We start from the raw sequence: 11,283 nt of genomic DNA on the forward strand, positions 1-11,283 counted from the left end.
GGGGAAGATTACGCCTATCTTCGTAGCCATGAGCAGCGGTCACGACCACCATGATCACGATCAAGACCATTCGGAACTGTCCGAGACGGAGCTGCGCGTGCGCGCACTCGAGACGATCCTGACCGAGAAAGGCTACGTCGAGCCGGCCGCGCTCGACGCCATCATCCAGGCCTACGAGACCAAGATCGGTCCGCATAACGGCGCTCGCGTCGTCGCCAAGGCCTGGACCGATCCGGCCTTCAAGACGGCGCTGCTGGAGGACGGCAGCAAGGCGATCGGCACGCTCGGCCATGTCAGCCGCGTCGGAGATCATCTCGTCGTGGTCGAGAACACGCCGCAGCGTCACAACATGGTCGTGTGCACGCTGTGCTCCTGCTACCCATGGGAAATGCTGGGCTTGCCGCCGGTCTGGTACAAGGCCGCGCCCTATCGCTCGCGTGCTGCGAAGGATCCGCGCGGCGTGCTCGCCGATTTCGGCGTGACGGTGCCTGAGGACATCGAAATCAGGGTGTGGGATTCGACTGCCGAGACGCGTTTCCTGGTGCTGCCGATGCGCCCCGAAGGCACGGAAGGCTGGAGCGAGGAGCAGCTCACCGAGCTCGTCACCCGCGATTCCATGATCGGCACCGGATTTCCGAGGAAGCCGGGAGCGCCGTCATGAACGGCGTGCACGACATGGGCGGTATGGACGGGTTCGGCAAGGTCGAGCCCGAGCCGAACGAACCGATGTTCCACGCGGACTGGGAGTCGCGTGTCCTCGCCATGGTGCGCGCGATGGGTGCGGCCGGCGCCTTCAACATCGACACCTCCCGCTTCTATCGCGAGACGCTGCCGCCGCATGTCTACCTCTCGAGCTCCTATTACAAAAAGTGGTTCCTCGGCCTCGAGGAGATGCTGATCGCCAAGGGCTACCTCACAAGGGAGGAGGTCGCCGCCGGCCGCGCAGTGCAGCCGGCGAAAGCGCTCAAGCACGGCAAGTTCGGTCTCGACGATGTCGAGCGCGTCATGGTGCGCGGCAAGTTCGCCCGCCCTGCTCCAGTGCCGGCGAAATTCAAGATCGGCGATCGCGTGCGCGCGAAGAACATTCACCCCACCACGCATACGCGGCTGCCGCGCTATGTCCGTGGCCATGTCGGAATCGTCGAGCTGAACCACGGCTGTCACGTGTTTCCGGATTCCGCGGCGATGGAGCTCGGCGAGAACCCGCAATGGCTCTACACGGTCGTGTTCGAGGGGCGCGATCTCTGGGGCGCGGACGGTGATCCGACCTCAAAGGTCTCGATCGACGCCTTCGAGCCCTATCTGGATCCGGCGTGATGAGCAGCACACTTGCTGCCGCCGCGACGGCGGCGATTCCGAGCATTCCGCGCGATGACGATGGCCCGGTGTTCCGCGCCCCGTGGGAGGCGCATGCCTTCGCCATGGTGCTGACGCTGCATGATCGCGGCGTGTTCACGTGGCCCGAATGGGCCTCAGCGCTCGCCGACGAGATCAAGCGCGCGCAGGCCGCCGGCGATCCCGACACCGGCGAGACCTACTATCTGCACTGGCTCGCCACGTTGGAAAAGCTCGTCGCCAGCAAGGGCGTTGCATCCACGGAGACTCTGAACCGCTACCGTGACGCCTGGGACCACGCCGCCGATCGCACCCCGCACGGCAAGCCGATCGAGCTGACGCCGGAGGATTTTGGCTAGCTGCCACACCCGTCATTGCGAGCGCAGCGAAGCAATCCAGAGTCTTTCCGCGGAAAGATTCTGGATTGCTTCGTCGCAAGAGCTCCTCGCAATGACGGCTTGAGGGAGCATCCGTCCTCTCCACTCGTCGTCGTCCGGCTTGACCGGGCGACCCAGTACGCCGCGGCCTCTCCGTATCCCACAAGCGCCTTTGGAATACTGAATCATCGGCTTTCGCGGGTGATCACACCGAGCATTTGGCGTCAGCTCGCCGCCACGTACTCCTTCCATCCCTTTGCCCGCAGGCTGCACGCGGGACACTCCCCGCACCCGTATCCCCAATCGTGCTGCGCGCCGCGTTCGCCGAGATAGCAGGTGTGGGACTGCTCGCGGATGAGGTCGACGAGCCCCTGCCCGCCGAGGTCATGCGCCAGCTTCCAGGTCGCCGCCTTGTCGATCCACATCAAGGGCGTATGCAGCTCGAACTTCCTCGCCATGCCGAGCGAGAGCGCGGCCTGCATGGCGCGGATGGTCTCGTCGCGGCAATCGGGGTAGCCGGAATAATCGGTCTCGCACATCCCCCCGACGATGTGGGTGATGCCGCGCCGGTAGGCCAGCGCCGCGGCAAAGGTGAGGAACACCAGGTTGCGGCCGGGCACGAACGTGTTCGGCAGGCCGTCTGCGCCCATCGCGATCGCGACATCCCGCGTCAGGGCCGTCTCGGACACGGCCGCCAGCGTCGGGATCGACAGCGTGTGGCTCTCGCCGAGCCTGGAAGCCCACTCCGCGCGCAACGCCTTGAGGCCGTCGACGAGCCGGTCGCGGCAGGCAAGCTCGATGGCGTGGCGCTGGCCGTATTCAAACCCCAGCGTCTCCACGCGCGCAAAGCGGCTGAGCGCCCAGGCGAGGCACGTGGTGGAGTCCTGACCGCCGGAGAACAGCACCAGCGCGGTTTCGGTCGAAAATGTGTCACTCATGGCCCGCGCTTTAGCACCACGGGGGCGGCCCGCCAATCAGTGGAAACTCCTCCGTTTCCGCGCCTTACGCTGGGAACGGAGGGCCGCTTTTGGCATAAGGCTTACGAGCCAGGAGACGCCCCCGCGATGACCCCTTCCCGCGACATTTCACGCTTGATCGAGATCATGGCGGCGCTGCGCGCGCCCGGAACCGGCTGCCCCTGGGACCTCGAGCAGAATTTTGCGACGATCGCGCCCTACACGATCGAGGAAGCCTATGAGGTGGTCGACGCCATCACCCGCGGCGATCTCGATGACCTTCGCGAGGAGCTCGGCGACCTCCTGTTGCAGGTCGTGTACCACGCCCAGATGGCCGAGGAGCAGAAAGCATTCGCCTTTGGCGACGTGGTCGAAGCCATCACCCGCAAAATGATCCGGCGCCATCCCCACGTCTTCGCCGACAAGGACGGCAACCTCGCGCCCTCTCATGTCACGGAAGTCTGGGACCGCATCAAGGCCGAGGAGAAGGCCGAACGCGCCGCGCGGCGGCCGCCGGAGGAGACCTCGCGCAAATCGCTGTTGTCGAGCGTGAAGGCGGGCCAGCCCGCGCTGACGCGCGCCATGGAATTGCAGCGCAAGGCCTCCACCGTGGGCTTCGATTGGAACGATCCGCGCGCGGTGCTGGCGAAGATTCGCGAGGAAGCCGACGAGATCGAGGCCGCACTGGACCGCAACGACAAGCAGGAGCTTGCCGAGGAAACCGGCGATCTGCTGTTCGCTCTGGTCAATATCGCCCGCCACGTCGATGCAGATCCGGAAGCCGCGCTACGCGCCACCAACGCGAAATTCGAACGCCGCTTCGCCTATATCGAGCGCGCGCTGGAGGCGCAGGGACGGACGCTGGAGCAGACGTCGCTGGCTGAGATGGACGCGCTGTGGAATGCGGCGAAGGGCGAGGAGAAGAAGGCTCCAGCGGTCGAGAAAAGCAAGCAAGTCCACCGCTAGCTCAGGTGTCGTCCTGGCGAAAGCCAGGACGACGTGTGCTATGGGGCTGACAGATGCGGCACGGCGTCGAACCGCGACACCACGATATCCCGCTTGGTCTCATCTACGCGCACGGTCATATCGAAGCGGCCGTCGTGCAGCTCTTTCGCCAGCACTTCCGAATTGCGGTGCAGCCAGGAGATGCCGGCGCCATCAGCGGCGTCGATCGACAGGTCGAGCGTGGTGCGCTTGGCCGCGAGCCGCTCCTCGATCGCGGCGAGCAACGCGTCGATCCCCTCGCCTGACACCGCGGAGACCAGCATCGCCGGGTGATCCTCCGGCCTGCGCGCGGCGATGTTGAGCAGCTCGTCGCGCTGCTCCGCATCGAAGCGATCGATCTTGTTCCAGACCTCGATGATGCGGCCCGAGTCATCCGGGTTGATGCCGAGCTGGCGCAGCACCGCGTCGACGTCGCTCTGCTGCGCTTCGGCGTCCTCATGCGAGATGTCGCGAACGTGCAGGATGACGTCGGCCTCGAGCACTTCCTCGAGCGTCGCGCGGAAGGCGGCGACGAGCTGCGTCGGCAGGTTGGAGATGAAGCCGACGGTGTCCGACAGCATCGCCTTGCCGCCATGCGGCAGGTTCAGCGCGCGCAACGTCGGATCGAGGGTCGCGAACAGCATGTCGGCGGCCTGCACGTCGGCGCGCGTCAGGCGGTTGAACAGCGTCGACTTGCCGGCATTGGTGTAACCGACCAGCGCGACGACGCGGTACGGCACGCGCTGGCGGCCGGCGCGATGCAAACGCCGCGTCGCTTGAACCTTTTTCAGCTCGCCCTCGAGCTTGGAGATGCGCTCCTGGATCAGCCGCCGGTCTGCTTCGATCTGCGTCTCGCCGGGACCGCCCATGAATCCAAAACCGCCGCGCTGGCGTTCGAGGTGGGTCCAGGATCGCACCAGGCGCGAGCGCTGATAGTTCAGATGCGCGAGCTCGACCTGGAGCGAGCCCTCCTTGGTCTTGGCGCGCCGGCCGAAGATTTCGAGGATCAGCCCGGTGCGGTCGAGCACCTTGGCGTTCCACTCCTTCTCGAGATTGCGCTGCTGGATCGGCGCCAGCGCGCAATCCATCACGACGAGGTCGACCTCCAGGCTCTTGATCAGCCCGGTGATCTCCTCGACCTTGCCCTTGCCGATATAGGTCGCGGGCCGGATCTGGCTGATCGGCGCGATGATCGCATCCGCAATGACGAGATCAATCGCGCGCGCAAGGCCCGCGGCTTCGTCGAGCCGGGCGTCGGCGTCTCGCAGGACATAACTCTCCGATTGCGCGTCGGCTCCGCCCGCGCGCACCCGCAAGTAGGGGCCGATGACAAGCACCCGCCCCGTCTGCTTAGCCCCTGCCGACCGCGGACGGTCGGCATCCCGGTCGAAATTCCGGGGTTCCAATCAGATCACTCTCAAGCCGGCTGATCCTCGCCGCCTTCGAACAACTGGATCGGGGCACCCGGCATGATGGTCGAGATCGCATGCTTGTAGACGAGCTGCGAGTGACCGTCGCGCCGAAGCAGCAAACAGAAATTGTCGAACCAGGTCACGATGCCCTGGAGCTTCACTCCGTTGACCAGAAAGATCGTCAGTGGCGTCTTGGTTTTGCGAACGTGATTAAGGAAGGTGTCCTGTAGGTTTTGTGCGCGGTCTGCCGCCATTGTTTTTATCTCGCTTTGAGTTTCTTTTTATTGCGCCGGTTGCGGCCCTCTCGCGAAATTCGGGGCCTCTTCCGGTTGCCGTCCCTCATGAGATCCCCCTCGGAGGTCCGGCAGCACGATTAGAGGACAGGTGGACTTATTAGGCAAGCCGCTTCGCGCGGCAGAGCCCGTCCTATTGGACCGAAAAACTACGGAAATCGATGTTTTCCCTTGGATATTGTGAACGTGTGGCCGTGAGGTCGCGGGGCGTCAACCGACGCCGAGCGCCTTCAACTTCCGGTGTAGTGCCGAACGCTCCATGCCAACGAACTCCGCCGTTCGAGAAATATTTCCTGAAAAACGGCTGATCTGTGCAATCAAATAGTCGCGCTCGAACACTTCGCGCGCTTCGCGCAGCGGCAGGCCCATGATGTGCTCGCCATTGTTGCTGGTCGGCATCGCCGGCACCATCGAGCCGACGTCCTGGGGGAGCATGTCGGCGGTGATGATCACCTCCGGCCCGCCTGCGGCGAGAATCATGACTCTTTCAACGTTGTTGCGGAGCTGGCGCACATTGCCGGGCCAGACATGCGATTGCAGCACCGCCATGGCGTCCTGCCCGATCTGGCGCTTGGGCAGGCCGCTGCCGGCCGAAATCTGCTCCATGAAATAGTCGATCAATTCCGGAATGTCCTCGCGCCGCTCCGACAGCGCCGGGACGCGGATCGGCACCACCGAGAGGCGATGATAGAGGTCCTCGCGGAAGTGGCCGGCCGCGATCTCCTCCTCGAGGTTGCGGGCGGTGGAGGAGATGATGCGGACGTCGACCTGCACCTTGGAAGTGCCGCCGACGCGCTGGAACGACTGTTCGACCAGCACGCGCAGGATCTTGTTCTGGGTCTCGCGCGGCATGTCCGCGATCTCGTCGATGAACAGCGTGCCGCCATGGGCCTCTTCGAGCGCGCCCGGCTTGCGCGGCTGCTCGCCGTTGGTTTGCTCGACGCCAAACAGCTCGTGCTCCATGCGCTCGGGCGTGATGGCGGCTGCGTTGATCACCACGAAGGGACCGTCGGCGCGCCCCGAGGCCGTATGCAGCGTGCGCGCGGTCAATTCCTTGCCGGCGCCGGCGGGGCCGACGATCAGGATGCGGCTGTTGGCCTTGGCCGCGCGCTCGATGGTCTGGCGCAGCTGGTTCATGCTGGGCGAGCGGCCGACCAGCTGGCTTGCGCTCGGCGCGAGCTGCTTCAGCTCCTTGACCTCGCGCTTGAGCCGTGAGTTCTCCAGCGCCCGTGTCGCCACCAGTATCAGGCGGTCCGCCTTGAACGGCTTCTCGATGAAGTCGTAGGCGCCGCGCTTGATCGCGGCGACCGCGGTCTCGATGTTGCCGTGGCCCGAGATCATGACGACGGGCAGGTCGGCATTGTCCCTCTTGACCTGCTCGAGCAACTGAAGCCCGTCCAGCTTGGAGCCCTGGAGCCAGATGTCGAGGAAAACCAGGTGCGGCCTGCGGTTGGCGATCTCGGCGAGCGCCGTGTCGCTGTCGCGCGCGGTCCTTGTGACGAATCCCTCGTCTTCGAGAATGCCCGCAACGAGATCCCGAATATCGGCCTCATCATCGACAATCAGAATTTCACTAGCCATGGGTCGCGCCTGTGTTGTCAGCTGCCTGTTGAGGCTTCGATTTTCGTTGAGTCATTAGTCTTTTCGGCCGGCTCTTTGGTTTCGCTGGCCGGCTCCTTTATTTCCTGGTCGGGACTGGTTGGTGCCGCATCCGCGACCTCGATCTTCTTGGGATGGCCGGAGATCGCAAAGCGCATCCGCATCCAGGCACCGCGCTGGCCTTCCCGGAAGTCGGAGGCGTCCTTCAGCTCGATTCGGCCGCCATGGTCTTCCAGCACGCGGCCGACGATCGCAAGCCCAAGGCCAGTGCCCTTGGCGCGCGTCGTGACGTAAGGCTCAAGAAGTCGCGAGCGCGCGACCTTGGGCAGGCCGATGCCATTGTCGATGACGTCGATCAGAACGTCTTCGCCCTCGCGCGACACCACGACGTCAATGCGGCCCTTCCCGTGATCCTTGCCGAGCTCCTCGGGCGGTACCTGCTCGATCGCCTCGGTGGCGTTCTTGACGATGTTGGTGACCGCCTGCGAGATCAGCCGGCGGTCGAACTGGGCGCGCAGCGGATCCTCTTTGAACTCCGCCTCGATATCGATCTCGGGATGGGCGACCTTCATCAGGAACACCGCCTGCCGCACGGTGTCGGCGACGTCCTCGCCCTCCATCACCGGCTTCGGCATGCGCGCGAAACGCGAGAATTCGTCGACCATCCGGCGGATGTCGTCAACCTGGCGCACGATCGTGTCGGTGCACTGGTCGAAGATCTGCTTGTCCTTGTCCTCGGTGATGGTCTTGCCGAACTTGCGGCGGATGCGCTCGGCCGAGAGCTGGATCGGTGTCAGCGGGTTCTTGATCTCGTGAGCGATGCGGCGCGCCACGTCGCCCCAGGCCGAGGTCCGCTGCGCCGAGACGAGCTCGGTGATGTCGTCGAGCGTGATGATGTAGCTGTCGCGCGCCTGGCTGGTCTTCTCCGCGCTGACGCGGACCGACAGATTGCGCTCCTGCCCGTCGCGCGTGATGGTGATCTGGCCCTGCACCAGGCGCTGGGTCCCTTCCCGCGCCGTCTTCGTCATCTCGTCGAGTTCGGGCAGCACGTCGGACAAGGGATGGCCGAGCGTTTCGGATTCGGCGTGCCCGATCAGCTTCTCGGCGGATCGGTTGAGGATGCCGACGCTGCCCGAGGCATCGACGCCGATGATGCCGGCGCTTGCCGAGGACAGCACCGCCTCGATGAAGCGGCGGCGGCTGTCGATGAGATCGCTGGCGTTGACGAGCTCGTCGCGCTGGCTGCGCAATTCCTGCGTCATCTTGTTGAAGGTCGCGCCGAGCTGCGCGAGGTCGCCCTCCGATTTGTGCACGGGCACTTGGACATGCAGGTTGCCGGTCGACACTGTATGGGCCGCGTTCATCAGCCGTCGGATCGGCGCCACCAGCGAGTTGGCGAAGTTGAACCCGATCAGCACCGAGGCCATCAGGATGGTCAGCGCGATCACCGCGAACATCAGCGCGAACGCGACCTGGATGCCGAGCCGGCGCGACTCGATCTGGGCATATTCGGCGACGCTGAGCTCGGTCTGCTTGAGCTGGTCCACCACACGCGGGTCGAGCTGGCGGGCGACGTAGAGGAAGAAGGTGTCGTTGAACGACCTCAGCCTGATCACGGCGGCGACCAGATTCTGGTCGGGCAGGACCGCGATCTCGGGCTCGTTCTCGTTGACGTTCTTCAAGAATTCAGGATTTGGCGGCGCGAAGGCGAGCGGGATGCCGCCGGTTTCCGCCGACAGGATCGGATTGGCGTCCTTGCCCATGATCATCGCGCCCGGCAGGTTTCTGGCCGCCGCACCCGCCGTCAGGAGCTGAAGGAAGGACTGCCGGTCGCGGTCGAACAGCAGCGAGGCGCGCGAGACGTCGTTGGCCATGCCGATGATGTCGCCGCGGATGAGCTGCGCGTGCTCCTGCATGTAGGCGCGCGCGATGATCAGCGAGTTCTGGATGACCTCCTTGGTTGGTCCCGAGAACAGGCGGTCGAGGCCGCGCTCGATGGTGACGTTGGCCACGATGGCCACCAGCACAGCCGGCAGCACCGCAACGATCGAAAACAGGCCGACGATCTGGACGTGCAGCCGCGCCGCCGCCCTGCCCCGCCGGCGGGCCTGGACCATCTGCCAGACCTCGCGGACGATGATGCCGACCAGGAGCAGGATGGTGCCGGCATTGATCAGCAGGAAGGATCTGACGACCTCCGGCGTGGGCTCGATATTGGTCAGGCCGGTCAGGACCACGAAGGTCAGGAAGGCCGACAGCAGCGCCAGCCCGACCGCAAAAGGTGCCAGCCACCGGCTCAGCGACCAGCGCCTGGGCTCTTCGGGTTGGGCCGTGTCATAGGATGCGGCCGAGGTATCTGCGCTGATCATTCCGGCAATGGCGATGCTGAAAAGGGGTCCGCGGCGGGCGGATACTGATGTATTCGTACCACATTGTTGCCGAATTGCGACAATTCCGCGGCGTCTCAGCCACGGCGGCCGGCGCATCCACAGGGTTACGGTTCCCGACGAGCCCTAATGTTCGAGCCCGGCCGTCCCGCGGAACTGACTGGCGGGATCGCGGCTTGATGGCGATGGATAGATTTTTTCTCGCGATGATGGTCTCGGCCGTCCTGTTGCTGATCGTGGCCGCGGACCGTCTGGTTAACAGCCCCGGCATGCAACAGTCGGCCAACGTTGCCAACGTCCTGCCCGCGGCGCCGGCTCGGCTTATCAGATAGGTGCGATCCGCGATCGAGCGAACCAGGTCGCGCAGGACCACGGAACATTTCGGTCATATTCCGACTTCTGCTCTCCGCGCCGGCCACTCAGGCCAGCGCGATTCGGACAGGCTCAGCTCCGCTGTGGTAGGGGGAGCTGAGCCACCGTCCGGTTTGAGGGGACTACCCACCGCTCCGATACACCTGAATATCCAGATCCCGGATCTTCTTGCGCAGCGTGTTGCGGTTGAGGCCGAGCAGGTCGGCGGCGCGGATCTGGTTGCCGCGGGTGGCGGCCAGCGCAGCCGTGAGCAGCGGCACCTCGATCTCCTTGAGAATGCGGTGATAGAGGCCCGGCGGCGGCATGCCATTGGGAAAGCCCTGGAAGTGCGAGGACAGATAGGCCTCCACCGCGCCGCCGAGATTGTCGACACCCTGCTGGACCGCCGCGCCCGGGCTGACCGAGGGCGGCGCCAACTCGCCGTCGATGACCGAGGACGTGATCACGTCCTGCGGATAGAGCGCCGCGAGGCGCCGCGCGAGGTTTTCGAGCTCGCGCACATTGCCCGGCCAGCGGTGCTGCTTCAGCCGCTCCAGGGCCAGCGCATCGAGCTTCTTCGGCGGCAGGCCGTCCTTCTCGGCCAGCGCGAAGAAATGGCGCACGAGATCCGGCAGGTCTTCGATGCGCTCGCGCAAGGGCGGCAGCCGCAACGGCACGACGTTGAGGCGGAAGAACAGGTCTTCGCGGAACAGCCCCTGCTGGATCAGGACGCGCAGATCCTTGTTGGAGGCGGCGACGATCCGCACGTCGGTCTTGATCGGGGTGCGGCCGCCGACTGTGGTGTATTCGCCCTGCTGGAGCACGCGCAGGAGCCGCGTCTGCGCTTCCATCGGCATGTCGCCGATCTCGTCGAGGAACAGCGTGCCGCCCTCGGCCTGCTCGAAGCGGCCGGAGGCGCGGGTGTTGGCGCCGGTGAAGGCACCGCGCTCATGGCCGAACAGCTCCGATTCGATGAGGTCGCGCGGGATTGCCGCCATGTTGACCGCGACGAACGGGCCGTTGCGGCGCTTGCCATAGTCGTGCAGCGCGCGCGCCACGAGCTCCTTGCCGGTGCCGGACTCGCCCGTGATCATCACGGTGAGGTCGGTCTGCATCAGCCGCGCCAGCACGCGGTAGATTTCCTGCATCGCCGGCGAGCGGCCGACGAGCGGGATCGCCTCCATCTCGGCGTCCTCGTCCGGGCTCGGCGTGCGCTCCTTCGGCTCGGCGAGCGCGCGGCCGACGATGGCGATCAGCTCCTTCAGATCGAAGGGCTTCGGCAGGTATTCGTAAGCGCCACGCTCGGAGGCGCGGATCGCCGTCATGAAGGTGTTTTGCGCGCTCATGACGATGACCGGCAGGTTAGGCCGCATCTTCTTGATCCGCGGCAGCAGGTCGAAGGCGTTCTCATCCGGCATCACGACGTCGGTGATGACGAGATCGCCCTCCCCCTGGCTGACCCAGCGCCACAGCGTGGCGGCATTGCCGGTCAGCCTGACTTCATAGCCGGCGCGGGATAGTGCCTGATTGAGAACCGTGCGGATGGCGGTGTCGTCATCAGCAACGAGAATGCTACCTGCGGGCATCGT

Annotated in this window: 11 protein-coding genes; 5 read left to right on the forward strand and 6 right to left on the reverse strand. The window is 65.1% G+C overall.

What is annotated here, in order from left to right:
• Window positions 1–28 precede the first annotated feature (28 nt).
• The 3 genes from nthA to K289_RS0134540 are packed head-to-tail and all read left to right on the forward strand — an operon-like array spanning window position 29 to window position 1,694.
• Window positions 29–661 (forward strand): nitrile hydratase subunit alpha, encoded by a 633-nt coding sequence (nthA, locus tag K289_RS0134530; protein WP_027555631.1) that lies wholly within the window; start codon window positions 29–31, stop codon window positions 659–661.
• Window positions 658–1,317 carry a nitrile hydratase subunit beta gene (nthB, locus tag K289_RS0134535; protein ID WP_027555632.1) on the forward strand — a complete coding sequence of 220 codons (660 nt, stop codon included), beginning with the start codon at window positions 658–660 and terminating at the stop codon, window positions 1,315–1,317. The genes nthA and nthB overlap by 4 nt, the downstream gene beginning before the upstream one ends.
• The gene (locus K289_RS0134540) at window positions 1,317–1,694 is read left to right on the forward strand and encodes a nitrile hydratase accessory protein (protein ID WP_027555633.1); all 378 of its coding nucleotides are present in this window, start codon (window positions 1,317–1,319) and stop codon (window positions 1,692–1,694) included. Before nthB ends, K289_RS0134540 begins: the two co-directional genes overlap by 1 nt.
• A 242-nt stretch (window positions 1,695–1,936) precedes the next feature.
• Here the strand turns inward: K289_RS0134540 and queC are convergent, their stop codons facing one another.
• On the reverse strand, window positions 1,937–2,650 hold the full coding sequence (gene queC / locus K289_RS0134545; RefSeq protein ID WP_027555634.1) for a 7-cyano-7-deazaguanine synthase QueC: 714 nt from the start codon (window positions 2,648–2,650) through the stop codon (window positions 1,937–1,939).
• Window positions 2,651–2,776: 126 nt separating this feature from the next.
• On the opposite strand from queC, the gene mazG reads away from it, so the two are divergent.
• Window positions 2,777–3,634 carry a nucleoside triphosphate pyrophosphohydrolase gene (gene mazG / locus K289_RS0134550; RefSeq protein WP_027555635.1) on the forward strand — a complete coding sequence of 286 codons (858 nt, stop codon included), beginning with the start codon at window positions 2,777–2,779 and terminating at the stop codon, window positions 3,632–3,634.
• Window positions 3,635–3,672: 38 nt separating this feature from the next.
• Here the strand turns inward: mazG and hflX are convergent, their stop codons facing one another.
• From hflX to K289_RS0134570, 4 genes are all read right to left on the reverse strand, one after another.
• A complete protein-coding gene (hflX, locus tag K289_RS0134555; RefSeq protein WP_027555636.1) occupies window positions 3,673–5,058 on the reverse strand; it encodes a GTPase HflX in 1,386 nt (461 codons plus the stop codon).
• Between the two features lie 11 nt (window positions 5,059–5,069).
• Complete coding sequence (gene hfq / locus K289_RS0134560) at window positions 5,070–5,318, reverse strand: RNA chaperone Hfq (protein WP_007591126.1); 249 nt, start codon at window positions 5,316–5,318, stop codon at window positions 5,070–5,072.
• A 249-nt stretch (window positions 5,319–5,567) separates the two neighbouring features.
• Window positions 5,568–6,938, reverse strand: coding sequence for a sigma-54 dependent transcriptional regulator (locus K289_RS0134565; RefSeq protein WP_027555637.1), 1,371 nt, complete (start codon window positions 6,936–6,938; stop codon window positions 5,568–5,570).
• A 17-nt stretch (window positions 6,939–6,955) separates the two neighbouring features.
• Window positions 6,956–9,325: a HAMP domain-containing histidine kinase gene (locus K289_RS0134570; protein ID WP_027555638.1), complete on the reverse strand. Its 2,370-nt coding sequence runs from the start codon at window positions 9,323–9,325 to the stop codon at window positions 6,956–6,958.
• 197 nt (window positions 9,326–9,522) lie between these two features.
• On the opposite strand from K289_RS0134570, the gene K289_RS50955 reads away from it, so the two are divergent.
• Window positions 9,523–9,675 (forward strand): hypothetical protein, encoded by a 153-nt coding sequence (locus K289_RS50955; RefSeq protein ID WP_156918342.1) that lies wholly within the window; start codon window positions 9,523–9,525, stop codon window positions 9,673–9,675.
• Window positions 9,676–9,837: 162 nt separating this feature from the next.
• On the opposite strand, the gene ntrC is transcribed toward K289_RS50955, so the two are convergent.
• A complete protein-coding gene (gene ntrC / locus K289_RS0134580) occupies window positions 9,838–11,280 on the reverse strand; it encodes a nitrogen regulation protein NR(I) (RefSeq protein ID WP_027555640.1) in 1,443 nt (480 codons plus the stop codon).
• Window positions 11,281–11,283: the final 3 nt, after the last annotated feature.

Source organism: Bradyrhizobium sp. Cp5.3 (assembly GCF_000426265.1).
In the GTDB taxonomy this organism is placed as follows: domain Bacteria; phylum Pseudomonadota; class Alphaproteobacteria; order Rhizobiales; family Xanthobacteraceae; genus Bradyrhizobium; species Bradyrhizobium neotropicale.